The sequence below is a fragment of the Lentzea tibetensis genome (assembly GCF_007845675.1).
Classification (GTDB): domain Bacteria; phylum Actinomycetota; class Actinomycetes; order Mycobacteriales; family Pseudonocardiaceae; genus Lentzea; species Lentzea tibetensis.
The window spans coordinates 1-21,773 of the sequence record NZ_VOBR01000037.1 but is presented as its reverse complement, the minus strand read 5'-3'; the positions used below and the strand labels follow the sequence as shown (position 1 = coordinate 21,773).

Sequence of the window (21,773 nt, the reverse complement as noted above, 5' to 3'; positions counted from 1 at the left end):
TAGCCCGACGCGTATGGCGCAGCGGCCTGGTGTGGATATGAACCCGCCCATCAGGCAACGGTCATGTGGTTCCTAAGTGGGCAGTCATGGTGCAAGCCATCGTCGTACCTACCAACATCGACAAACCAGTGCGGCTGGAGCAGCTGGACCACGCCGACCTCGATGCGTACCGCCGCATCGTTGGCGGCAACTTGGAAGCGGTCGAGCTCATGGAGCCCCGCGGCGCGATCTACTTCAACGCCGAGGGCAAGCTCGAGGACCTTCCGGTCAACCCACGCCTCTCCACGCTCCTTTGGGCGCATAACACCGACTTCCGCCTTGAGGACGTCATCGTTGGTCCCGGCCTCATCGTGGGGCCACCCGATGCCAACGGTGACGACCAGGACGCACCGGCCGAGCTAGTGGAGCTCCTGTTCAACACCAAGCGGTACCTCACACAGCTCAAGATGGACGGCCACCCTGGGTGGTTCACGGGCACGCAGGTGCTCGAGACCTGGAGCGACGCCTACCGCCTGGTGGTTGGCCTCGCCATCCGCTGGCCGGCGGTGACGGAGGTTCGGGTTGTCCCAGAGCTGCCGCAGGAGTTGCGCGACGTCTGGTACAAGATCGGCCGCTCCACACCACCGCTGCACGACGCGGTAGACCCCGAGTTCACGCCCGACAGCTTCACCGGCTGCTTCAGCCTGCGGGAGCTGCGCGAGCGGTTCGAGCACGGCAGCTGGGCGCTCGGCACATCCTTCTACTACAAGGACTTGTGCTTCATCTGCCACGTTGACGGGGCAGATGAGTGGCTGACGATCCGGCACGGCGTGGCGTTCGAGACCATCTCGTTCATGCCGATCATCGAGCACGGAGAGTTCGACTCGCTCATCGCTCGGCTGCTCGCAGCCACCAAGGAGCAGTGCTTGCGGTTGGAGTACTGACCTTCACGCCCGTTGCGCCAACTGCGCGCAACGGGCGTTTCCCATGCGGACCCGCTAGCTGCGGAACCTACTCACCCCTTGTCGGGGTCGTAGTCGAGCTGAAGCACGTTGATCGTCAGCGGCGGAAGACCCAAGCGGCTTGTGACGTTAGAGATGTACTCACGGGCGTAAGGATGCAACGCGAAGTTGCCCATGCTCCACGCGTAGGCCATCAGCTCGTCGATGCGAGGAGCATCGTCGTCTTCCCGCATGTTCAACTCGAAGAGGCCAGCCAGTTTGAAGTCGACCATCGCGATGACGTCTTCTTCGCCCTCTTCAGTCTGGTTAGGTACGTTTGCGGACTCGTGCTCAACTTCAGCGATCAGCAGTGAGTAACGTGACGTGATAACGAAAAACCCGTCACCCTCGCTGTACTCAACCTGCGGATCCTTCTCAAGCTTGTACACCAGATGGTCATTGACCGGCATCCGGTTCAGCTTGAAGTTACTCTCCAGGAGGCGAACTTCGCGGATATCAGCGCGCGCGGCGATACGCGCTGCAAAATGACGCGCTTCCTGAAGATTAAGGCTCGTCATGCCACCTGCTCGTAGTCGCGCTGCGAGTTTGCAGCCCAGTCACGTGCAAGGCCACTCGAGTGCATCTCCGGCCTCTTCGGTGCCACCCGCTCCCACTTCCCATAGGCGGTAAACCCGGTGGGAACCCAGTCACAGACGGCGGGCAGGTCAACCTTGACCTGCAGCCGCGCTTCAACCGCCCGCGCGTATCGCTGGAGAGTCGACAGCTTCGGATCGCTCGACTCCTTCTCGAAGCCCGAAACCGTCGGCTGGCCGATTCCCATGCGCTTGGCCACCTCCTTCTGAGAGAGGCCGAGCGCCTGCCGCAGCATCACGAGAGCATCGATCAGGTGCTGACGATCGTCAGCGTCCTCGTACTCAGCGCGGAAGACAGGGCTCTGCTTCGCCTCTTCCAGGTATGCGCCGAACTCGTCTTCGAATTCGTCCACAACGAACTTCTGCTCGTCGTTTGCGCTCATATGAAGCTCCCACGTCAGCTTGACCCCAGCGTCGGTCTACGGTCAGGAGGGGGATCTTAGCGGCCTAGCCGCCTCCCGGCTCATCGCCGTTAGCATCTCGCCACCAGCGCGCCCGATCAATAGCCCGGTTGAGGTCAGTTTTCGGCGTCTTCGGCTGGTTCTTGTAGAACGCCGTCAACGCCACACAGTACTGACCCCAATGCGTGAAGAGCACGCGATGGTGGTTGTTGGAGTACCGGTGCCTGATCTCATAGATCCCGCGGCCGAGAGAGTCGATATCGTTACGGCGGGATTGCCCTGTCAGGTAGCGTTCAATCGCGTTCGACAAGCCAGCCCGAGCCCTTTCGGGCAATGCATCAAACTCTTCTCGCGCAATCAGACGTCCCGACTCAGTCCGGTACCATCGCCACTTTCGACGGGCGGCTTGGGCAGACTTCGGCTGGTTATTTTCATCTCCAGATGCCTGCCGGGCACCGCTGACCATAGAGGCTCCGTTCGCCTTCCAACCGGGGATGGTTGTACTACAAGCCGTGCATCTTCCCCTTGCACGCCGAAGTAGTAGCCAGCTCGCCACAGCAAGCCCGAGAGCTGGAATCCGGGCGTGGATTCCAGCCCCGGATCATCAGCCCCGACCGCTCTTGTTCTTGGTCGGGTCGACGTTCACCCAGGTCTGCCCCGGCTTCGGGGTGGGCGGGAGACGGTGCCCCTTCGGGACCGTCACCTCGTTGCCACCACCCTTCGGGCGGTACTGACCAGAGGTCGGCGCGGGCGTACCCGGCCGAACAGCCTTTCCAGCCATAGCCATGCACCTCCTTCCCGAAGCTGCACAGCCCCGAGTCACGAAAGTGCATCGACCAAACGCCCGGTCGAGCCTCGTCCAGTAGAGTCACAAGAGCGTGCCATCGCACTCAAGACCCCGTCTCGGAGCCAGACCCCGAGAGCGGGGTCTTTGGCTTCTAAGACACAGGGTACACCAGCGGATATCGGTTGCAACCGATACTTCAACCTTACTGTGAGTAAGTTTGATCGCGTCGACCTAGGCCCCCTGGTTGCGCTACCAGAAGACGGAGGGTTCTACGGCTTCGCGAGCTCCTCCTCGAGCACCCACACGAACGCCACTCCAGCCCGCGGCAGCGTCCACCCGTCGAAGCTGGATGTTCACGGTCTTGGCGTCGTCGGCATGGCGCGGCTGCTCCACCCGTGAAGCTTGGCTGCTGGCGAAGTAGTCCACGGTGTTCATCCGCCTGATGCCGGCCTGGTGGTAGTCGAGCTGCACATGTAGCCCCTTGGTGGGGCGTGGAAGGTCGAGGTACAGCAGGTGGCTGTTGCACTGCGCGAGGACGCGATAGGTGTAGGCGACGGTGACCTCTTGGTCAGTTCCAACTTCCACGCCGAGGCTGGCGGAGTAGACCTGGGCACCAGGTCGGTTGGTGCGGCGGATTTTCCGCTCCTTGCCGTCCACGGCGAACGCGGTCAGCTCGAACACCTCGGGACTGGCAGGGTCGATGCCGCCCGAGGAGTCGAAGTGCCAGACGGAGGTGACGCTCGGGTCGCGCAACAGTTCGCGGTACTCGCTGGCATCGGCGACACAGGCGAAGCGCATGGTGCTCATGGCGGTCTTGACCTTGTACTCCCAGCGGATGGTGGCGACGAACATGGAGCCCTGCCGGTGGTTGGACCGTTCGCCCACGGCGCCAAGGTGACGGCGATCTTCACGTCGTGCCAGCGTTCGGGTGCGTTGATCACTTGGTCGCGTACATCGGTGTAGAGGTCACGTGCCAGCTGCTCGTCTCGCAGGCGTAGAGCGAGCGCGTTCGCGGAGCAGCTCGGCTACCACCGCACCTACATGGGCGGCCTGGAGCGCGGCGAGCGGAATCTCACGCATGTTGCTGTTGAACGCATCGCGGAACGGCTCAATATGGAACCGCTCAACCTCCTTCGAGAATCGGATTATCCCCGATCAACCCACATCTCTAGAAACATAAGCGTAAAGCTCATCCCAAAGAGCAGGATCACTTGAATACAGCGCTATCTCTTGCGTCCCGTACTTAACACCTTGGTTCTTGAAGTTGTGCGACCCGCTCAGCAAGACGCGTGAACCATCGTCCAGTTCCGCGAGCATAAGCTTCGCATGGAGATAACTGGAACCACGGTACGCGGTTCTTATCCGCCCAATCGCCTTGTCGATAGTGAGCATAGCGCCGATGTGCGGTGCGCTCGCGACAGAGCGATTGAAGTAGAATTTCGTATCCGTAGAACGAAGCAGCCGAGCAAGCGGGCCGGTAGGACAGAACTGGGAGACGTAGTAGGCGCGACGCGATCGAGCGGCCAGCTCACACGCCTTGCTGTAGATAATCGAGTTGCCCGGCTTCCCTCCATCAACGAGCACCACGCTGCCCTCATCCAGAGGGAACTGAAAGTCCTCGTGAGCTTTGCCAGCTTCGATCACAAGGCAGAGCTGATACAGCCTCCTAGCAACATTCCGGTTGCACATTCGAATCATGAAGTCGTTGTTGCGCACGGCCTTGTCAGCAATATTCGTGCCGCCAAAGCTGTACACAACATCGTCAATAATAGTGATCTTGCTGTGGCACCGTCCTTTGAACGGATGCAGCGAGGCCGACTTGAGCCGCGTGACACTCGCACCACAAGAGCGAAGCTGCGCCAGCTTTTCCTGGGTTCCCTCAGGCGACTTGCTCTACCAGCGAAATATAGGCGCAGGTAGTACTCGTCGACGGTTATCCGAACTTCAACACCTCGAGCGAGCGCACTCTCTAACGCGGAGAACAGTCCGCCCGTCTCTCCATCGCAACTAACAAGCAGGGCCAGAACTACAACCCGCTCCTTCGCCTTTGCTATATCCGCAATCATCGAGTCGATATAGCGCTTCGAAGTGACAACCGAGCGGTTTGCACTGCCGGAAGCGATCGAGCTACTAATCGTCTGAACTACATGATTCATCTGAATCTATTATAGCTCAATCTGAGAGTTTCCGGTACCAACCGGCTCACGGCCAGAACGAAATGTGCACATGCCCACGACAACCAGGTACATAAAGTTCGCTGCCATGAAGAGCAACAGGAGAACCACCGTCGGCAGGGCGGCACCACTGGAGAGACCCACGATGCCCGCAACGGCGGCGATGCCAGCGCCCAACTTTGCCCAGAAGTCAGGCTTAGGCGGCGTGCCAACCCTAGCGGTGTGCACCAGGAACACTACAGCCAACAACAGATGCTGGGCAACAAGAGCAGCGGCAACCCAACCAGGGATGATCTCAGCGAAGGCAAGCTTTAGCAGCACACAGAGAATCAGCAGGCGATCCGCTGAGGCATCAAGAAACCTGCCAAAGGTTGAAGTTACCTCCCACGCCCTCGCGATACGGCCATCAATGAGATCGCTCCCGGCCGCAAGCACCAGCACCGCGAGCTGCCAAGTAGGCGCAGGCGCTGTACCCCACACAAGGTAGATCGGCCCTGCCAAGAGTCGATAACCAGCGAGGAGGTTAGGGAGCAAGAACTTTAAGGTGCGGGTCATTTTCTCAACTCCTCTTGCACTACACGAGTCGGCAACTTAGGCGGTATCGGGGAAAACGCACACGCCCATGCCGCAGTGACGTGAACCAGGCTTGCACCAAGAAACATCCAGATACATAGAGCGGCATGAGAGCCGTCCGGACTGACCGCTGAATAGATTGCCGCAACGATCCCCGTTGCAGACGCGATGTGCGCTGGCACATCAGGGACGGGAAAGTAGTGCATTCGGCCAACGTGCACCGCGCATGCGCCTAGTATTGCCACATATTTCACAAGCAGCACAACGCATACCCAGCTCGCAGGTTCAAAGCTCAAACCAAGTTTCACGAACACACAAGCCACAAACACTTTGTCGCCGATAGTGTCCATGACTCCACCGACCGCCCCACTTCGCAACAAGCATCGCCGAAGGCGGCCATCAAAAAGAGCAGAGCCGCCAGCCAGGAGGAGGGCCAAAAACCAAAAGTTGGAGGTCGGCACCCTCCCCCAGATGAAGAAGGCCAGACCGATCGAGACACGCAAGAGGGCGAGAAGGATTGGGTAGATCATGCGGACGGTGGCGATAGCAAGCTGCACATCGATCCGAAGATCCGTCAGGCTTCGCATGAGTCACCACCATCCCGAATCTGTGGAAACTCGCTCACAGGGCACACGCTGAATAACTGATGCGCGGCTGATGGGCCGCTGCGGATTACCCGCTCGATAGCGCGCTGCCGCTGCTCGTCAGGCACCACGAACAACACGAACGGGAAGAAGCCGTCCCACTGGCCGGAGATCGAGGCCTTCCAGTACCGCTCGCACTTCTCCTGGATGGTGCTGAGATGCTCGGTACCGCGGTCGACCTCAAGCCACGAGATCAACCGCTCACCACTGCCGCCGAACTTGAGCTCAACGAAGGCGTCCGGCGTCAGCAGAAGGCCAGCCACTTTCACATGGCACGCCGGCTCGGTGATGAACGAGGCCACCTCAAGGGCACCAGCCCTCTCCGCGGTCTTCAGCTTCACCAGGCAGTCGGCGACTGCGAGAGCATGGAGGTTCACGGCGCGTGGTGCCCAGTACTCGCCAGCTCGCTCTAGAAGTCGCCATCCAAGGCGGCCGAGTTGGTACACATACTGCGCCGAACCACCCTGCGTGCCACCAACGAGCCGATGCAGTCGCATCAGGTACTTGCCGTCCACCAAGCGCCTCAGCGTGCGGTCGCACGGTGTTGGCGAAGCCAGCTCCCCGAAGACGAACATACGGAGCTGCCCGGCGGTGAGCTGGCGGAACTGGCCGACGTAGTCGATGACCTTGCGGTCACGGGCTGAAAGCTGCTGCTTCCCACTCAAGGTGTTCATTAGCCGCTGCCCGCGAGTCGCTGGCGGAACTCATCAACCTCGGCCTGGGCCTGCGAGATGCGCCGGTCGCACTCGTCTGCGTGGTCGTGAATCTCCGTACGGATGGCCCCGGCTTGCGCCTCATCCCAGCCGTCGGTGCCGCTCATTAGGAGGTTGCCATCGCTCAAGAGGCTTTGAACGGACTGCATCAGGTCCTTGGCCTGCCGTTCGATAAACCAGAGCTGCCGGTGCAACTCACGAGCAAGATGTGACATGTCAGCCCCACTTCTGCGTGCCGAGGTTGGGCTTGGTGGGCTTCTTCACCGCGACGCGACGGCGGGCGTCGATCTCCGCTTCCACCTCTGCAACAGGGCGGCCGTACTTGGCACGACTGGCAGCCTTGGCGGCGCGGCCGATGCCGGTGGTCTTCGAGGGCGGCGCTGTGGCGATGGTGATCGGTGGACTCACCCCGGCGTCGGTGGCGATGCGCGCAATGGCCTCGAACGCGCCCAAGTTGATGAAGTCGTCTTCACTCACCAGGCGGCCGAACTCGCGTTGCATGGCGCGGGCGTCGCGGGCGCTGGTTTGGAACACCACCTTGCTGCGGGCGTTGGCGAGAACGGCTTGCTCAAGCCCACGCACCTTGGCGAGCTGATCGAGGTCCTGGTGGGCAAGCACCAGGCCGAGCCCGAAGCTGCGCAGCTTCGCCAACATGTCGGCCGCGGGCACAGGCAAGTTGATGAAGTCCTGGAACTCGTCGAGGTACAAGAAGGACGGTCGCTTCTTCTTCACGGTGCGCGCCGCCGAGTAGAGCGCGTTCATCAGGAGCGTGCCGACGAGGCCCGCCGTTTGCTCGCCCACACGCACACCCGTGAGGTTGATGAGCAGTATCTTGTTATCCCGCAACACTTCCTCGAACGTGAAGCTGCTCGTGCTCTGCCCGATGATGTTGCGAATCTCTGGCCGCACGGCGAGCTGCCAGATGCGGTTATGAACAGGAGCCGTCATGCGGTCCTGATCCTTGCGGCTGTCGTTCAAGTACCGCTGCCAGAACTGGCGCACGTTGGGGTTCTTCACCCGCCTCACCACGTCCTCGCGCCAGGCGGACTCTTCTGGGCTTTGCGGCGTGAGCATCGTCGGCAAGTCGATGAACGTGCTACCAGGCGTGGCCGCGAGCGCGTGCAAGCCGAAGTACATGAGCATCGGCGCGTACACGCCGTTCTCGCCGTACATGCCGGTGATGAGCGAGCTCAACTCGTCGATGGCCGAGGCCGAGGAACCGGAGTTCAAGATGTTAAAGCCCACCGGCATGCCGGTGTCGTTTACATCGAGCACGATTACGTCGTTGATTCGGTTCCGCGGTACGCGGTCGAGCACGGCGTTGAACAAGTCGCCCTTGCTCTCCAGCACCATGACGCCGTATCCCTGCTCCATGTCCTGGGCGGCCATGTTGGCGAGCAACGTCGTCTTCCCTACCCCAGTCGGGCCCAGCACGTGGAGGTGCTTCACCGCTTCCTTGTAGGACAGGGCAACCGGCCGCTCGGCGCCTGGGAAGTTGGAGGTGCCAATCACCCGCCCCGCGCGCGGAACTGAAGCAGGGGCAGCAAGTTGGCGCGTCCGTCCTTGTTGGAGTCCAGCAACATGTGGGGACCCGATCGGCCAGCCGATGAGACCCACCAACTCAGGCACCAAGATGCGCGCAGGGAACAACAACAGCCCGCTGCCCTCGACCACGCGTCGCCGGAGCGCGCTCTTCGAGAGACTGGGCCGCTTCGTGATGCGGGTGCCCATGTTGATGGCGCTGCCCAACGCCGCCCGCACCTGGCCGAGAAGTTGCCGAGCCCGCGAGGCTGATTCGGCTTCGGTAGCCACCCGGAGAACACCAAGAAGGTTCGGCGCCTCCGGCTTGGCGCTGCGATCGGCCTTCGCGCCCTTGCCGCTCGCGTGGAAGCCGAACGCTTCAGGGACGCCAACGTTGCCCTTGATCGGCGGGTTCTGGCCCCTCGCCGGCGCGAGCACCCACTGGAGCACAACTACCTCGCCGCGGCCGAGGCCTTGAAGGCTGCTCAGCAGGCCCGCCGTCAGATGCTCCGAGGACAACGCGTTCAAGCGTCCTGCAGGAGAGCGGGCGCCGAGTTCAACCGCCTCTCCCCAGGAGCGGTCAACCAACGTGGAGCTCGGCGTGACGGTGATGCCTGGCACCAAGGCGCGCAGCGGCCTCACGAAATCGTCGGCCCACCCCGGCGGCACCCGCAACTGGTGTTGAAGGCCTCGATCATCGGCGATGACCTCGAGAACGATGGTCGGCAGAGTAAAGAGCCCAGCGCTGCCCGCAAGAAGCGTGCCAACCACCGTGTGCAGCCACGCCATGACCCGCCCGGCATCCAAGTCGGCTGGGAAGGTCAACTGGTAACACTTGTACGGGCTACTCGCGCCCACCTCGATCACCTGCTCCAGTTCGATGCGAGCAGCAGCACGACGAACAGCAGGCAGAAGCCACCAAGAAGAACCCGCCGAACCAGCGGCAGGTACGGGGCAAGCGCCGTGTACACGCTGGTGCGGCTCACCCACTCGGGCAGGCCCAGTCGGTAGTCCTTGGTGGCCTTGAAGGTGGTAGCCCAGAGAACAGCCAAGAGCTTCAACCACAGCCTGATCAGGAACACGGGAAGACTCCCAAGGTGTTCGAGATGCCGAAGTTCAACACGTTCATCACGAGCTTCGGCAAGAAGAACAAGAAGAAGACCGTCACCACTTGGTGGCGCGGTACCACATGAAGCCGAGGATGGTGACGAGCACCAAGCCGGTGATGAGGTAGGGCACCATCGGCTCGACCAACCACCAGAGCACACGGACGGTGACTGCCAGCAGAAGGGCAGTCACCAACCACGCCCGAAGCCGCCTGATCACCAGCGGTCTTCCCAGTCGCGCGCGATTCGGTCCATCTCGGCCTTGGTGGCGTCGGTGGCCCGGCAAATCTCCTCGCGCTGCTGGTTGCCCTGCTTCACCGAGGCGCGCATGGCCCTCGTGGCCCGCACACCGGGGTGGCAGAAGTACAACCAGACTCCGAGCACCACCACCTCGATACCCAGCAGCACCAACCAGAACATGAGCGGCCCTAAGTTTCCGTCGATGAAGTAGAAGACCGTGGAAGCGGAGACGGCCGCCGTAACAGGGGCCGTCACGCAGTCGGAAGGCGTGCTCATCTACCGATCCTTGGGAGCACGCCGAACCTGCTGGCCGAGCTGCCGTGCCAACGTCAGCTCAAAGCCACCGAAGAGGCGGCGAAGAGCTGGGTCATCACCAGCAAGCTGTCGGCCGTAGTGGTCGACGTTCACCAATGCGCTGAGCGCGTCCTCGATGTCGGCACGTTCACGTGCCTCCGCGGCCACCGGCTGCTCGATCACAAGCGTGCCCTTGATCGGCTGGTCCCTGCGCACGGCCGCAGTCACCTTGGACATCAGCTTCTTCACCATGTCCGCGGCGCCCTATTACACGGAGCCGCGCTGGATGCGGCCAACGTGCTGGGCGTGGGTTATCTCGACCTCGGCCAGCAGCGCGTTGAGGGTCTGGTCGTTGCCCGCCAGCGAACGGCGGTAGCTGTCGACATCCCTCACACTGTCCATCGCGTCCATCGCCACGTCGGTGGCGATGTGGATGCGCGCCTTCTTCACCACGCCGTCGGCAACTTCCTGCCGAAGGGTTGTCTGGAGTTGCCGCAGCTCAGGTGAAGGCAGCAAGCCTCCGTGCGTCCGCATGATCGGCAGCATCTCGGCTTGCGACGAGAGGCGCTGAAGTTCCCCTGTCATGTTCCTGCTCCCCTGCGTAGGCCAAATGGGCGAGTTACAACAGCCAAACCGCCATCGCCCTAGCTCCAGTAAGTTGGCGAAGCTAGGGAGGTGAGATGACGGTCTAATTCGAGAGTAAGTAAGCCCAGGCCGCGTGGAAACGTTCAGCTTGTGTAGCTCAACGGCACGTAAGGAACGTCGAATGAACTTGGAAGGCACAAGGGACGCGCAAAGTACATCGAATGTACGTGATATGTACGTAAGTGCACTTAGGGAACTTCGACGGGACGCCGGATGTACCCCTGAGCGGCTTCTGAAGTACCCCGAGCTTTACGCTGCCTTAGAGCGCCGAGTTCAGCGTGCCGGAGTCGAGGCCACGACAGAAGCCTGTGTCACCGAGTTGGGCGAACTGATCAAGCGGCTCGGCGATCCGTTTCTACGTGAAGGACTTCTGGCCGCAATGCGCCTCGACCCCAAGTTTCAAGCAATGGGAGTAACGAGACGACGCAGCAGCTTCCAAGCTTACTTGAAAAGCCATCCCGACCCGGCCGTACGCGCCATGCACATCCACAGCTTGCGCCAGTTCGAGCGTCGCGAGAACGAGGCAATAGAAGGCGTGGCCAACCATCTAGCCGCATACGAACTCTCCGCGCAATACAGCAATACCGCCTACGAACCCTTAAGTCAAGATGAGGACTCCGAAGAAATCGAGGTAAACCTATTCCCCCGAGTACACGCGAACTCATCGACCTATAGATTCACACCTTCCGGGGCGATGCAACGACACGATGTTGTGAAGCAACTTTACGCACCGAACCACGGAACCGTTCGCACTTCCTCATGGGTGATTGAGTATTTCGCCGATCGACAGAGGGGCGCACTTCAAGTTGAAAGTGCCTTTGGCTGGCGATTGTCCGAGTCACTTGAGCTCGAAGATGGAACACGAGATGTCACGTTCGAGCTTCCCCGCGTGCTTACTCCACAAGACGGACTGTATTCAGTAGGTTACCGCGTGATCGTGAACAGTGCAGCACGCTGCTCACCGGTCGTATTTTGGACACCCAGGTCTGGCGCTAAGCGAGTTGACTTCAAACTCATCTTCACTCCAGAGATGAAGCCGGCACGCGCCTGGTGGTTTATTTCCCGATCCCGTGCCGAAGGGCTACGCGAACCCGACGAGACTCTGGGGCAACACCTTGAGATTTTCGATTGCACAGAGCACATCTATATCCAGAAGCACTTTGAGCCCACGGGCGGACTCCTTACACGCAAGCTGCATGGAATAGCATGGCAGTGGCCTGACGATTGATCTATAATGAATATGCAAAACCTAATCGAGGGCCGCATGCAATGGGCGAAACAGAAGACTAAAAAGATGAGGGCGGCAATATGCCGCCCTCGACTGATTTAATCCCCCTGCGTCACTTCTCAGACTCGCCCATGATTCCCCTTATTTCGCGCCCCTGCGCCGCGATTGCAGCGCTTGATGCGAGCTAAGAGCACCCGTCCGGCCTAATGAAGAGATTTACTTCTGCGAGGTATCTGCACCTTTACGGCAGGATCTCGGCAAGCAGGTCAGAGCGCTGGTAGCGTGTTTCAACCACGTGAACTTGGAGGCCACGAGTGGGTGCGGGTTGGGTGCAAGAAGAGGTTGTGAGAGACATCCGTACGGTCATGGGAGAAGAACGCCGAGATGACCGCCAGCCACACGAACGCCTCAAAGAATGCGGCGATTTGTACGCCACCGTTGCCGCCTGGCTTGAGCTACCCGAGCTTGATGAACCGCAACGACCGAAAGTTCTCGACTACGTTTTGCTCCAGGCCATCAAGCACGAAGCCAGAGCTAAGCGTGATGTGCGCTCAGCCGGTGAACTGCTCGGCTTCACGCAGTACTCCGAAGACGATATAGATAAAATTCTTGCGCGTGAGCCAGCCACTGAGGATTTTCCTCTGAAGAATCGTGAGAGACGCACGGCATGGAAACCCGTCAGGTTGCTGCTTGCAGGAACGCACCAAGACCCGCCGATAAAAATTCGTCAGGCGCGCGACAAGCAGGATCATTGGACAGAAGCAGCCGCAGAAGCGCTCTACCACTACTTGCAGTATGTTCGAGCAACTCCAGCGGCAGCCAAGAAACTATATTCTGAACTTGGCTTGGTCCTGCCAACGGCAAAGTGGCGTCGCCTCACCATCCGGGTAGCCAAATCGGTAGCCGCAGCAGCCATTGCCATTGGTTTTATCATCGTATTACTTGATTGGGCCGGGATGGTACGGATAGGCAGCCCGTCAAGCTCCAAGGGGCCTGAAACCAAAGCGGAAGATATTCGCGCACTGGAACAACGCTACGATGGTAAGGATCCTCGCGGCTACGGCAAGTATCCTCGCAGCAAGGAGGTTGAGCGCGATAGTGTATGCGCTGACAAGGCACGTCCAAGCGAGGATCTCAAAGAGAACAAACCGCCTGTGATGGGACCAGACGGCAAGGACGTCGCAGTTATTGAACTACGTCGCTCGACCGTACCGGAGTGTGAAACCATCATATGGGCACGAGTGCTGTGGAACGAGCGTAACGAGACGGCTACATACAAGATACCAGACGGATGGACACTCCACGTCATCGCGCATCGTCCAAGCACCAAGACCAGTTTTGATTTTCCCGAGCCAGAGGATGGGCCCAACGGCCGCCACGACTCCCCTATTCTGTACGCTCTTAGCCCAATGATGACAACTGCGAGTGGTTGCGCGTACGTAGAGGTGTACTTTACGAACAGCGACCGCCGGACGGTCTCAGCTTCTACGTCCTGCGTGAAGATTTAGAGACAAGCGCAGAAGATGGCATCTATGCCGCGCCTGATTGCATCTTGAACACAGGGAATGAATGTGCCGGAGTTTTAAGGTGGTCGTGGATATGGCCGCCTGCGAACTATTCAATGAAGCGCGCCCTGGCAATCTTCCGACGTGGCGAATAGCAGTGTTGCACTCTGAACCACGGCTCTCGCTCAACAACGTGAAGGTCGATTGCTTGGATGGAAACCATGGCTTCCACGTGCGATATCTTCCATCCCTCTTCAAAGTCGATCCTTACCTCCCACATCTCGTGCGGATGCAAGACCGGGTGATGGAAGCGCTTGCGGTGTAGGTGAACCTCGAACGTGTCGCTTTGATCTGTTATTTCGAAAATCTCGCAGATCGTTGTAACATCTACCTCGACTTCATAGGGCCCTTCCTCGTAGCGAAGCCTGAGGAGAATTCCTCTCTCACCTGGTTCACCTACCTCGATTAACCACTTTGGCGCCAGGGCATCGTGTTGATTGGCCTCCGCGATGGCCGCCATACGACTGTCAGCATCAGCCGACTTTTCAGTTGCACGCGCTGAAATGGCCGCCGATTCAGCGGAGTCCTTCGCTATATCCAACGCCCTACTGGCACTATTGGACGATGATTCAGCAGCTACAGCAGCGCGTCGTGCGAACCGGAGTCCTCCCAACGCCACCATGACGGCGCAAAGAGCTATCCAGTCACTCACGTCCCAGTTTGCCACCAAATTTTGTGCAACCCGCTCGCCGAGACGCCAAAAGATCAGCAATACTTCGCACACTCCGAGGGCGACAAAGGCAGTAATGCGCACCCATCGAACGTGAGGTGGCAGCTCAATCGCGTCCCCTTGGTTAGTATCCATCGCTCACCTATGCGCCTTCTCGAACTCCTCGATGATGCTGGTGGGGATACGGCCACGGTCCGAGAGCTCGTGGCCCTGGTTGCGTGCCCACTCACGGATGGCCTTCGTCTGCTCCTTGGTGCGGGACTCGGCGACAACGGTGCGCCTGGTGCTCGTGGCCTTCTTGGTGCGGCCCCCGCTGCGGCGAGCGCTGGCAACGAAGTCGGCCAGGGCGTCACGCAGCTTCGCGGCATTGCCTGGCTTAAGGTCGATATCGTAGGTGACGCCGTCCAAGCCGAAGCTCACAGCTTCAACATCTTCAGCGGCGGTGCCATCGAGATCGTCAATGAGCTGCACGAGAACTTTCTGCGCCACGGGCGACTCCATTCGGTTGCGCGAACGTCGCGTTGAAACGGTGACTTTAGCAAGATCGGTATTGCCTGCTGGCGCACCGACACAGAGTTTTCCGCGGTAACACGAAGGTTCCTTGAGACGACGCAGCTTCATGCGCCACCGTGAAGGCTGCCACCTCGACCGCCGTCGGCTCGGGCTGCTGGTCGTGGTGTTCCTCGCGGTCATGGTGGTGGACGTGGTGCTGGCGATCCAGGAAGCGAGCTGGTGGATGGGCGGGGCCGCCTCGGCGTGCGGAGCAGCCGCCGGGTTGCTGCTCCGCTACTGCCACCGCTGCACACGACCGCGGAACTCGAAGAACAAGCTCGCGATGACGTTCAACTGATCGCACGTTAAGGCGTGCTCGCACCTTCCACACTGCGGAACAGTTCATCCACATCAGGAATCCGGTAAGTCGGCAGCTTCTTCACCAACCACTCCTGCGCGAACACGATCCCGCTCTGCCGCTCAACCAAGGTGAGGCAGGCGGTGCGGAGCTGGCCCGGCTCGAAGTGCACGTCATCGAGCCAGGCCGGCTGCACCTCGCCGGGATCATTCGCGCCGACGCGCATGGGGTCGAAGAAGGCGGTGACCTTCCCGCCGTCCGCCTCGACGACCTGGAAGGCTCCGTTGACGTTCCAGTGCACGCTGAAAAAGTGCCCACCATCGGCTGAAGCCCGGCGGGCGATCTCAGGGATGGTGCCGCTCCAGCTGTTGTTCTCCAGGGCGACCACGGCGCCCTGGTGTGCGAACACCTGCACGTAGGCATGGCCTTCGTCATCAAGCGCCGCGTCTTCGGCCTCGACGGTGGTCATGAGCTGCGGTTCGGCCGGATTACCGCCGTAGGTGCGGACTGCATCATCCACACTGCGGCCGGAAACCACGGCGAAGGTAAGCACCACGTCAAGATGCTTGACCCAGTCGTACTTCTGGTTCAGCTCTGGCATGACTGGTCCTTCGCGATGTCGACTCCGGCGTAGGGCGTGGTAGCGACCTTATCCGGGTTCGTGATGACCACGATGAAGGCGCTGCCCTCGGTGATCCCCGCGCGCCGGTACTCCTGGCGCAGCGTGCCGCCCTGGCACTTCTGCTCGCGCAGCGGCACCTCTTGGGTGCGCACGTTTGCCCACTGGCCACCCTCCACAGTGGACGCGAACACATACTCGTCACAACTGCCGTCAGGGAACGTCTTCGTGAAGACGCCCGAACCACAGACAACACTGCGTTTGGCGTCATCGGTGCCAGGTGCGTCCTTGTGCATGATGAACGGCTTGCCCTCAGCCCACGCGGCGATGATGTTCTGCGCGATGAAGGGCATCTTGGCGGCGTCGATGAGCACGACCTTGAGGTCGTCACACTGCCGCTGTTTGAGGAGCTGGTCCGCGGTGCACTTGTCGGTCCTGGGCTTCGCGCCGGGTGCGACGCTGTACGCGGTCGCGGGTTGGCCGCCGAGGCCGAGCAGATCCGGGAAGCCATCGATAACTTGCGGTCCACCAACGACAACGACCGCAGCAACGACGGCCAGCGGCAACACGCCTGAGCCGGTTTTCTTGCCCACGCTGAAAGGTCCCCCTGAAGCTGGAGCAGGTAGATCAGCTCAGGGTGGAGGCAGCGTGACGCAAGCGGGAGGGGTACTGACGCAGTTCACCCGTCTGTCTCGTCAGCTTGAAAGCGGTGACTAACGGTGAAGTCGCCGGCCACGAAGATACGGGCCTTCTTGCGCTACCAAGGCCGTGCTTCAAGTGAGTAGCACGTCAACGTCGCGCCTTCTGCCTCGCGGCCAACACCGGGATCGCCGCGATCTTCTCCGGCGGCAGGTCATCCCAGAGCAGTCCACGCGGTCGCCTGGGTTCCCCGCACCTGATGACCGCCTCCGGCGTAACGATGATGTCCACGCTGAAGTCGTGCGCAGTTTCGGGAAGGTCCTCATCGACCACCTGCAACGAGTGCACCGTCGTCACGATGGTCGTCCCCGGCCCGATGAGGCCAGCTTCTTGCAGCAGCGCCACCTCGATGTCCGAGTAACCAGCACCCTTGCCGAGCCGAACACCGCGCTGGTTCACGGCCACGCTGCCGCAGACGATCAGGTCAACGGGCTGCATGGCGTCGACGTCGACCTTGCGGCCAACCTGAGCGGCGACTCGCCTGGCGGCGGCTTCCTCTGGCGTGACTGTCAGTTCAGCCGGGTCGAGCAAGTAGAACGGCATGTCCTCAGCCAACTTCGGCACGGCCATGTAGACCAGCTTGCCCTCGCGAAGGGCGCGGGCACGCACCGGCTCCTGCGGGGTGTCCGGAACGGCCTTAACCACTCGAGCGTCGTGCCACTCCGGCAGTTTAGCCAGCCGGGCAGCAGCGTCCTCTGCGCCGAAGAAGGACGGGATGCGGCCATGAACCCCAGGCGGCACAGCGTGTTCACGCTCAAGCAGTGACCACATGCGCTCGCGAGCCGCTTGCTTCGCCTGGTCAACATCCGCCACCGCTACCCCTTACGTTGCCGCCATCAAGGCCATCACCCGGTCATACACATCCTGCACGACCACTTCGTTCCGCCAAGGCTGGAGTTCACGGCAGGCACCGAACACGATGTTGAGGCCACCACCGCCCCAGGTTTGTTCGACGACATCAACGGCTTGGTGCAGCACCGTGGCAGCACCGTCGAGCTCACCTTGCCGAAGGTGGGCAAGGCTGAGGTTACCCAGCACGATGGCCTGCGACTTGGAACGATCGCGCAGTTCACGGGCGGTGGCTTCGAGGATGGGTTGGGCTTGCTTGGCCTTGTTCAGAAAGAGGTAGCAGGAACCAGCCAAGCGGCCGTGCTGGGTCGGCGAGTACAACTCGAAGGCGGCATCAACCTCACTGATGCGCCCAAAGTGGTGTTCAGCAGCTTCAAGCGCCTGCTCGCACTCGGCCTGTTGCCCCAGCATGGCGTGGGCTTCGGCAGCGTGTAGAACCGCGAGTCCAGTGAGAACGTGGCTTGTCGTCTTGGTCGTCGCCGCGGTTTGGCGCGTTAAGCTCAAGCCGGCCTCGGCGTCCTTGTCGCCGTAGAGCGCTACGAAGCTCTTGCGCAGCAGCGCCAACCCCTCGGCGGCCGGGTCGTTGAGCTGCTTGGCAGCGTGAATAGCCTGATCAAAGTAGCCGCGCGCCGTGGAGTGGTCCCGCCGCTGCGAGGCGTCCCACACGAGTTGGCCCATGAGCGTCGCGCACTCTGCTTCAACGGCAAAGAGCTCACGGCGAACGCGGTTGGCCGTGACGTGAGTCCGGAGGAATCCAATCTGGCCGAGGCACTGCCCCGTCTCAGCAAGCAGCGACGTTGATGGCGCGCGGTCGTAGCGTTCATCGAGTCCGTGAACGTCTTGGCGCAGCTGCGCAGCGGTGGTGAGGTCAACCGAGCCAGGGTGCTGGAGGGCATGGGCAACGCGATCATGCGGCTGGCGTGTATCCGCCGGAACCTCGGTTGCACCATGCAACAGCTCGTCGAGCTGACGCGTGCTAATTCCCAGTAGCCGAGCCAGCTTTGGCTGCTGGTACGGCAGCGGTTCACTCTTGCCCGCCTCCCACCGAAACACGGCGCTTCGGTCAACCCGAAGCGCTTCGGCAAGACCTTCCTGGGTGTAGCCCGCCGCCTTGCGTGCGCTGGCCAGGCGCATCCGTTTGCCCACGAGCGTCCCCCGCTTCGGTGACGGCAAGTACTGAGTCTGTTACCGCTGGTCAACCGTACCAGTGCCTATTTCATGCACCAAAGTCACAACATTGCTGCTCTGTCAAGAGCTGCTTGTGATCGTCATTGTCGGTGCCAGGCACCCGGCGTCGGGTGGAAAACCTGGAAGGGCACATCGGCGATGTTCTCCCCGACGGTTTCGCCGATGGCCGTACCCCGGCGCTGGGTGCCACCCACAGACCACAGAGTGCTTGAGGGTTAGGCGGTCATGGTGAGCTTGGCGCCCGTACTTCCGTTGGTACGTATGGAAAAACTACCGACTGCGGAGCCGGTACCACCCGAGCCAGCCGATTTGTACTGCCGCGTAGTGATCGCCCTTTTCCTGCACACCCCACACCGCCAGTTCGACTTGTGCAACGCCTGCGGCGAGGAGTGGCCGTGCGACCAGATGAAGCGGGCCTGCTTCCTGATCGAGGTGTTCTGAACGTGAGCATTGATGCTGAGGCGCTACGCGCCAGCTGGTCCTCGGTACTGGCGCACGGCGACGAAGTACCGCTGTTCTTCTACTCCCACCTTGCCTTGAGCCGACCGGACATTCGTGAGCTGTTCCCGGTGGTCATGGCGGGCCAGCGCGACAAGTTCGTGGTCGCGCTCGGACGAATCGTGTCGAGCGCCGACCGGACCGATGAGTTGGTGCCGTACCTACAGCGGCTTGGCGCAACACATGTGCAGTTCGGTACCACATCGGAGCACTACGCCCCCGTGGGTCAGAGCCTCATCGCCACCTTGGCCTACTTCTTGGGCGAGTTGTGGACAAATGAACTCGCCCAGCAATGGCAGGCCGCCTACGAACTGGTGGCCAGCGTCATGCAGGACGCCGCAGCCGAGGTTGAACAGATCAGCGGCGAACTCCCCACCGCAGAAGAAAGTTCTTCCGCTAGGAGCGAGCAGTCGTGAACCGCAAACGGGCGCTGCGCGCCCACGATGTGCAGACAGTGACCTTTGGCCGTAGCCGGTTCGGCCAGCGCGGCTACAGCGAGAACGAAGTCGATGCCTTCCTCGATGTGGTGGCCGACAGCTTGACCGAGCTGCACACCCAACTCAGCGCTGCACGTGCTGAGGTGCAGCGGGTTAAGAACTGGCGGCAGGAACACGGCATCCCGGAACAAGGCGTGCGCGCGCCGACATCAGCCGAAGTGCATCTCCACAGCCGGGCTCAGCAGGAAGCCGAACAGTTGGTGGGTCGAGCACACCGCTTGGCCGCACAGATCGAACGACAGGCACACGATCAATACGACCAGGTGCTGCTTAGTGCGCACCAACAAGCCGAAGCCGCAGCACGAGCGGTAACGCCCGATGGCGAAGAACGGGCCTACTGGCGGGCCTTCGTGCACGTCATGCGGGTCAACCTGACCTCGGTGTGCGCTGGGTTTCTCGAAGAACTGGAACGGTTCGAAGGCAGCGAGTTCGGCACTGGTGAACATGCAGTGGTCACCGACGGCCGAGGGGCAACCGGTGGTAGCCGGTGAACCTGGAAGCCGCCGACCCCTGGTGGCTAGAGGTCTGGGCTTTTGCCACCTGCTGCCTCGCACTTATCGGCTTGGTCTGGGCGGCGTGGCTGCGGCGAAAGGGACGACGGTGATAAGCAGCCTGCGCCTTGCCTACGGCTACGTCCGCGTCGGTGACGGTTCACCTGAACGCGTGGAGGTGCAGCGCGCCGCGCTGCGTGACCTGGCGGGCGAGTACGGCCTGTTGCTCGACACGGTGTTCATCGACTACCAGGTACGGACAGAGGTAGAACGACCAGCTTTTCTGACGCTGCTGGATGTTGTACGCGAGTTGCACCCCTACAGCGTGCTCGTGCCGAGTGCGTGGCACGTGTCGCAGTGGCCGCTGAAGCGGGTTGAACTGCTCGACCGGTTCAAGGTGCTCGGCTGTTCGGTGCTAGCCGCAAACCGAGGCAGGCCATCCGTGCTTGTGACTGGCCACCAAGAACCCGCCACCCCTGAACCCTAACGCTCCACCATGGACACGCTAACCAAGCTGGCGTTCGCCGTGCTGGTGGTGATTGCCCTTGGCGTGGGGTGGTGGCTGCTCGGCGACTGGCGGAAGCAAAGGCGTCGTGCACGAGCAACCGCGTGGGCCAGGCAGCAAGTGTCGCCCGAGAAACCGCCTCCGCTGCCACAAGCAGACGACCCCACCGAGCCGCTCGACCTCTGGCCAACAGAGGAATCGGAGATGCCGAACCTGGTGCGGCCGTACTGGTGGATCACCGAGCCAACCGAAGTGCTGCCGCGCATTACCGATCACAGGACTCCGGGCGAATGACACCCGGTTTTTGTTAATACCCAAGGGAAAGGAAGATCTTGAGAAGCAATATCATGCGGGCGGTGCGGGCTGCGTGCCTGGCATCCGTGGCGCTCTGCACGGTAACGCCACTGGCCGCCGCTGTCCCGCCGCCACCTCCCGGTGACGAACACGGGCCGGTGAAGCCCTACATCGTGGGTGGGCGCGACGCCACGCAGGTCTACTCCTTCATGACCAGCCTGCAACGGCCCGATGGTTCGCACTTCTGCGGCGGCAGTCTGATCGCCAAGCGCTGGGTGGTGTCGGCAGCGCACTGCATGGGCTACGTGGTGCCCGACCAAACCAAGGTGCGCATCGGGTCACTGGACCGCACCGCGGGCGGCAGTTTCGTGGGCGTCAAGCAAGCTGTGGTGCACCCGCAGTACGATCCGAACAAGCCGGGCTACGACATCGCGTTGGTGGAGCTGGACCAAGCGGTGCGCGAGAAGCCGATTCAGATCGCGCCGCGTTCGGGTGGAGCTGGCACCGGCACGCGCATCATGGGGTGGGGCGTGACCTGTGACCGTGATCTGGTGAACGACCCCACCTGCCGCCAGTCACCGAAGGTGCTCCAGGAGTTGGACACCGCGCTCGTGCCTGATGCGTCGTGCAACGTCGTCGACCCTACGACGGGCAAGGTGTTCTTCGATCCGCAGCACGAGCTGTGCACTGCATCAAGGGATGGGCAAGCGCGGATGGCCTGCTTCGGGGATTCAGGCGGGCCGCAGGTGCGCCGGATGTTCGGAAGCTGGTGGCTGGTTGGCGCAACCACAGGGGACGGCGACGACTGGGAAATGCGGAGGAATGTCTGCACCACGGGGCCGGACGGTAAGCCGGGAGTGGGCATCTGGCAGGACGTACCGACGTACCGGGGCTGGATCGCCGACACCATCTGGACGTGCAAACGCCAGGACGGTGAGGAGTTGCTGGCGCAGATGGCTGAGGCGGAAGCGCAGTTGGTGGGCGTGAACTAACGCCCTAACCCTGCAAGATGAACCGCTCCACCTAATGAGTCGTGAGTCGCCCGTCGGGCAGACTCGGGTCTGGTAGCCGCTGGCAGGTGAGCACTCGTTCCTCCTGGACGTCTGAGTCCTGACGAAAGATCGTGCCCCTGCTGGTGGGCCGGGAGAG

30 protein-coding genes are annotated in these 21,773 nt (G+C 61.4%); 9 read left to right on the top strand and 21 right to left on the bottom strand.

The genetic code is table 11. The features are described 5' to 3' along the window. The first annotated feature begins 86 nt into the window (after nucleotides 1–86). Nucleotides 87–923, top strand: coding sequence for a DUF3846 domain-containing protein (locus FKR81_RS37750; protein ID WP_146359168.1), 837 nt, complete (start codon nucleotides 87–89; stop codon nucleotides 921–923). Between the two features lie 71 nt (nucleotides 924–994). Here the strand turns inward: FKR81_RS37750 and FKR81_RS37745 are convergent, their stop codons facing one another. The 15 genes from FKR81_RS37745 to FKR81_RS37680 all read right to left on the bottom strand — a co-directional run bounded on the left by FKR81_RS37745 (nucleotide 995) and on the right by FKR81_RS37680 (nucleotide 10,611). Next, nucleotides 995–1,498, bottom strand: a complete 504-nt coding sequence (locus FKR81_RS37745) for a protein-export chaperone SecB (protein WP_146359166.1) — start codon at nucleotides 1,496–1,498, stop codon at nucleotides 995–997. After that, the gene (locus FKR81_RS45885) at nucleotides 1,495–1,956 is read right to left on the bottom strand and encodes a helix-turn-helix domain-containing protein (RefSeq protein ID WP_146359164.1); all 462 of its coding nucleotides are present in this window, start codon (nucleotides 1,954–1,956) and stop codon (nucleotides 1,495–1,497) included. Before FKR81_RS45885 ends, FKR81_RS37745 begins: the two co-directional genes overlap by 4 nt. A gap of 64 nt (nucleotides 1,957–2,020) precedes the next feature. Then, the gene (locus FKR81_RS37735) at nucleotides 2,021–2,440 is read right to left on the bottom strand and encodes a type II toxin-antitoxin system RelE/ParE family toxin (protein WP_146359162.1); all 420 of its coding nucleotides are present in this window, start codon (nucleotides 2,438–2,440) and stop codon (nucleotides 2,021–2,023) included. A gap of 138 nt (nucleotides 2,441–2,578) precedes the next feature. Then, entirely contained in the window at nucleotides 2,579–2,755 is a 177-nt protein-coding gene (locus FKR81_RS44055; protein WP_186763407.1) for a hypothetical protein, read from the bottom strand. A 255-nt stretch (nucleotides 2,756–3,010) separates the two neighbouring features. Continuing rightward, complete coding sequence (locus FKR81_RS37730; RefSeq protein ID WP_146359160.1) at nucleotides 3,011–3,646, bottom strand: hypothetical protein; 636 nt, start codon at nucleotides 3,644–3,646, stop codon at nucleotides 3,011–3,013. A gap of 270 nt (nucleotides 3,647–3,916) precedes the next feature. After that, nucleotides 3,917–4,516: a phospholipase D-like domain-containing protein gene (locus FKR81_RS37725; protein ID WP_146359158.1), complete on the bottom strand. Its 600-nt coding sequence runs from the start codon at nucleotides 4,514–4,516 to the stop codon at nucleotides 3,917–3,919. A 410-nt stretch (nucleotides 4,517–4,926) separates the two neighbouring features. After that, on the bottom strand, nucleotides 4,927–5,490 hold the full coding sequence (locus FKR81_RS37720) for a CDP-alcohol phosphatidyltransferase family protein (protein ID WP_146359156.1): 564 nt from the start codon (nucleotides 5,488–5,490) through the stop codon (nucleotides 4,927–4,929). Next, complete coding sequence (locus FKR81_RS37715; RefSeq protein WP_146359154.1) at nucleotides 5,487–6,095, bottom strand: CDP-alcohol phosphatidyltransferase family protein; 609 nt, start codon at nucleotides 6,093–6,095, stop codon at nucleotides 5,487–5,489. Before FKR81_RS37715 ends, FKR81_RS37720 begins: the two co-directional genes overlap by 4 nt. Further along, a complete protein-coding gene (locus FKR81_RS37710) occupies nucleotides 6,083–6,826 on the bottom strand; it encodes a replication-relaxation family protein (protein WP_146359152.1) in 744 nt (247 codons plus the stop codon). The genes FKR81_RS37715 and FKR81_RS37710 overlap by 13 nt, the downstream gene beginning before the upstream one ends. Next, nucleotides 6,826–7,080, bottom strand: coding sequence for a hypothetical protein (locus tag FKR81_RS37705; RefSeq protein ID WP_146359151.1), 255 nt, complete (start codon nucleotides 7,078–7,080; stop codon nucleotides 6,826–6,828). The genes FKR81_RS37710 and FKR81_RS37705 overlap by 1 nt, the downstream gene beginning before the upstream one ends. Before the next feature lies 1 nt (nucleotide 7,081). Next, complete coding sequence (locus FKR81_RS37700) at nucleotides 7,082–9,253, bottom strand: type IV secretory system conjugative DNA transfer family protein (protein WP_146359149.1); 2,172 nt, start codon at nucleotides 9,251–9,253, stop codon at nucleotides 7,082–7,084. Then, on the bottom strand, nucleotides 9,250–9,468 hold the full coding sequence (locus FKR81_RS37695; RefSeq protein ID WP_146359147.1) for a hypothetical protein: 219 nt from the start codon (nucleotides 9,466–9,468) through the stop codon (nucleotides 9,250–9,252). The genes FKR81_RS37700 and FKR81_RS37695 overlap by 4 nt, the downstream gene beginning before the upstream one ends. 240 nt (nucleotides 9,469–9,708) lie before the next feature. Continuing rightward, on the bottom strand, nucleotides 9,709–10,008 hold the full coding sequence (locus FKR81_RS37690; protein ID WP_146359145.1) for an intracellular growth attenuator family protein: 300 nt from the start codon (nucleotides 10,006–10,008) through the stop codon (nucleotides 9,709–9,711). Then, nucleotides 10,009–10,278 carry a hypothetical protein gene (locus FKR81_RS37685; protein WP_146359143.1) on the bottom strand — a complete coding sequence of 90 codons (270 nt, stop codon included), beginning with the start codon at nucleotides 10,276–10,278 and terminating at the stop codon, nucleotides 10,009–10,011. It lies immediately after the preceding gene. A gap of 15 nt (nucleotides 10,279–10,293) precedes the next feature. Further along, nucleotides 10,294–10,611, bottom strand: a complete 318-nt coding sequence (locus FKR81_RS37680; RefSeq protein WP_146359141.1) for a hypothetical protein — start codon at nucleotides 10,609–10,611, stop codon at nucleotides 10,294–10,296. 181 nt (nucleotides 10,612–10,792) lie between these two features. Here FKR81_RS37680 and FKR81_RS37675 point away from each other — a divergent pair, with 181 nt between their 5' ends. Next, complete coding sequence (locus tag FKR81_RS37675; protein WP_146359139.1) at nucleotides 10,793–11,899, top strand: hypothetical protein; 1,107 nt, start codon at nucleotides 10,793–10,795, stop codon at nucleotides 11,897–11,899. A gap of 344 nt (nucleotides 11,900–12,243) precedes the next feature. Next, nucleotides 12,244–13,407 (top strand): hypothetical protein, encoded by a 1,164-nt coding sequence (locus tag FKR81_RS37670; RefSeq protein ID WP_146359137.1) that lies wholly within the window; start codon nucleotides 12,244–12,246, stop codon nucleotides 13,405–13,407. Nucleotides 13,408–13,513: 106 nt separating this feature from the next. Here the strand turns inward: FKR81_RS37670 and FKR81_RS37665 are convergent, their stop codons facing one another. Both FKR81_RS37665 and FKR81_RS37660 read right to left on the bottom strand, forming a co-directional pair. Next, the gene (locus FKR81_RS37665; RefSeq protein ID WP_146359136.1) at nucleotides 13,514–14,218 is read right to left on the bottom strand and encodes a hypothetical protein; all 705 of its coding nucleotides are present in this window, start codon (nucleotides 14,216–14,218) and stop codon (nucleotides 13,514–13,516) included. A 54-nt stretch (nucleotides 14,219–14,272) separates the two neighbouring features. Beyond that, nucleotides 14,273–14,623, bottom strand: a complete 351-nt coding sequence (locus FKR81_RS37660; protein WP_146359134.1) for a histone-like nucleoid-structuring protein Lsr2 — start codon at nucleotides 14,621–14,623, stop codon at nucleotides 14,273–14,275. 130 nt (nucleotides 14,624–14,753) lie between these two features. On the opposite strand from FKR81_RS37660, the gene FKR81_RS37655 reads away from it, so the two are divergent. Then, nucleotides 14,754–14,984, top strand: a complete 231-nt coding sequence (locus FKR81_RS37655; protein WP_146359132.1) for a hypothetical protein — start codon at nucleotides 14,754–14,756, stop codon at nucleotides 14,982–14,984. A 7-nt stretch (nucleotides 14,985–14,991) separates the two neighbouring features. On the opposite strand, the gene FKR81_RS37650 is transcribed toward FKR81_RS37655, so the two are convergent. The 4 genes from FKR81_RS37650 to FKR81_RS37635 form a co-directional block, all read right to left on the bottom strand. After that, complete coding sequence (locus FKR81_RS37650) at nucleotides 14,992–15,585, bottom strand: hypothetical protein (protein WP_146359130.1); 594 nt, start codon at nucleotides 15,583–15,585, stop codon at nucleotides 14,992–14,994. Then, nucleotides 15,573–16,196: a NucA/NucB deoxyribonuclease domain-containing protein gene (locus FKR81_RS37645; RefSeq protein ID WP_146359128.1), complete on the bottom strand. Its 624-nt coding sequence runs from the start codon at nucleotides 16,194–16,196 to the stop codon at nucleotides 15,573–15,575. The genes FKR81_RS37650 and FKR81_RS37645 overlap by 13 nt, the downstream gene beginning before the upstream one ends. 196 nt (nucleotides 16,197–16,392) lie before the next feature. Then, nucleotides 16,393–17,115 (bottom strand): 5-formyltetrahydrofolate cyclo-ligase, encoded by a 723-nt coding sequence (locus tag FKR81_RS37640; RefSeq protein WP_146359126.1) that lies wholly within the window; start codon nucleotides 17,113–17,115, stop codon nucleotides 16,393–16,395. A gap of 9 nt (nucleotides 17,116–17,124) precedes the next feature. Further along, entirely contained in the window at nucleotides 17,125–18,297 is a 1,173-nt protein-coding gene (locus tag FKR81_RS37635; RefSeq protein ID WP_235922141.1) for a helix-turn-helix transcriptional regulator, read from the bottom strand. Nucleotides 18,298–18,782: 485 nt separating this feature from the next. Between FKR81_RS37635 and FKR81_RS37630 the strand changes: the two genes are divergently transcribed. From FKR81_RS37630 to FKR81_RS37610, 5 genes are all read left to right on the top strand, one after another. After that, on the top strand, nucleotides 18,783–19,253 hold the full coding sequence (locus tag FKR81_RS37630) for a globin domain-containing protein (protein WP_222598534.1): 471 nt from the start codon (nucleotides 18,783–18,785) through the stop codon (nucleotides 19,251–19,253). After that, the gene (locus tag FKR81_RS37625; protein ID WP_146359124.1) at nucleotides 19,250–19,825 is read left to right on the top strand and encodes a DivIVA domain-containing protein; all 576 of its coding nucleotides are present in this window, start codon (nucleotides 19,250–19,252) and stop codon (nucleotides 19,823–19,825) included. Before FKR81_RS37630 ends, FKR81_RS37625 begins: the two co-directional genes overlap by 4 nt. 85 nt (nucleotides 19,826–19,910) lie before the next feature. Beyond that, nucleotides 19,911–20,312, top strand: a complete 402-nt coding sequence (locus FKR81_RS37620; protein ID WP_146359123.1) for a recombinase family protein — start codon at nucleotides 19,911–19,913, stop codon at nucleotides 20,310–20,312. A 9-nt stretch (nucleotides 20,313–20,321) separates the two neighbouring features. Then, a complete protein-coding gene (locus tag FKR81_RS37615; protein WP_146359121.1) occupies nucleotides 20,322–20,624 on the top strand; it encodes a hypothetical protein in 303 nt (100 codons plus the stop codon). A gap of 158 nt (nucleotides 20,625–20,782) precedes the next feature. Then, nucleotides 20,783–21,616 (top strand): S1 family peptidase, encoded by an 834-nt coding sequence (locus FKR81_RS37610; protein ID WP_235922140.1) that lies wholly within the window; start codon nucleotides 20,783–20,785, stop codon nucleotides 21,614–21,616. Nucleotides 21,617–21,773 lie beyond the last annotated feature (157 nt).

Excerpts from the sequence above, each read along its gene's own strand:
- FKR81_RS37750 (WP_146359168.1), top strand. The coding sequence starts at position 87 with ATGGTGCAAGCCATCGTCGTACCTACCAACATCGACAAACCAGTGCGG.
- FKR81_RS37745 (WP_146359166.1), bottom strand. The coding sequence starts at position 1,498 with ATGACGAGCCTTAATCTTCAGGAAGCGCGTCATTTTGCAGCGCGTATC.
- FKR81_RS45885 (WP_146359164.1), bottom strand. The coding sequence starts at position 1,956 with ATGAGCGCAAACGACGAGCAGAAGTTCGTTGTGGACGAATTCGAAGAC.
- FKR81_RS37735 (WP_146359162.1), bottom strand. The coding sequence starts at position 2,440 with ATGGTCAGCGGTGCCCGGCAGGCATCTGGAGATGAAAATAACCAGCCG.
- FKR81_RS44055 (WP_186763407.1), bottom strand. The coding sequence starts at position 2,755 with ATGGCTGGAAAGGCTGTTCGGCCGGGTACGCCCGCGCCGACCTCTGGT.
- FKR81_RS37720 (WP_146359156.1), bottom strand. The coding sequence starts at position 5,490 with ATGACCCGCACCTTAAAGTTCTTGCTCCCTAACCTCCTCGCTGGTTAT.
- FKR81_RS37715 (WP_146359154.1), bottom strand. The coding sequence starts at position 6,095 with ATGCGAAGCCTGACGGATCTTCGGATCGATGTGCAGCTTGCTATCGCC.
- FKR81_RS37710 (WP_146359152.1), bottom strand. The coding sequence starts at position 6,826 with ATGAACACCTTGAGTGGGAAGCAGCAGCTTTCAGCCCGTGACCGCAAG.
- FKR81_RS37705 (WP_146359151.1), bottom strand. The coding sequence starts at position 7,080 with ATGTCACATCTTGCTCGTGAGTTGCACCGGCAGCTCTGGTTTATCGAA.
- FKR81_RS37690 (WP_146359145.1), bottom strand. The coding sequence starts at position 10,008 with ATGAGCACGCCTTCCGACTGCGTGACGGCCCCTGTTACGGCGGCCGTC.
- FKR81_RS37685 (WP_146359143.1), bottom strand. The coding sequence starts at position 10,278 with ATGGTGAAGAAGCTGATGTCCAAGGTGACTGCGGCCGTGCGCAGGGAC.
- FKR81_RS37680 (WP_146359141.1), bottom strand. The coding sequence starts at position 10,611 with ATGACAGGGGAACTTCAGCGCCTCTCGTCGCAAGCCGAGATGCTGCCG.
- FKR81_RS37675 (WP_146359139.1), top strand. The coding sequence starts at position 10,793 with ATGAACTTGGAAGGCACAAGGGACGCGCAAAGTACATCGAATGTACGT.
- FKR81_RS37655 (WP_146359132.1), top strand. The coding sequence starts at position 14,754 with ATGCGCCACCGTGAAGGCTGCCACCTCGACCGCCGTCGGCTCGGGCTG.
- FKR81_RS37650 (WP_146359130.1), bottom strand. The coding sequence starts at position 15,585 with ATGCCAGAGCTGAACCAGAAGTACGACTGGGTCAAGCATCTTGACGTG.
- FKR81_RS37615 (WP_146359121.1), top strand. The coding sequence starts at position 20,322 with ATGGACACGCTAACCAAGCTGGCGTTCGCCGTGCTGGTGGTGATTGCC.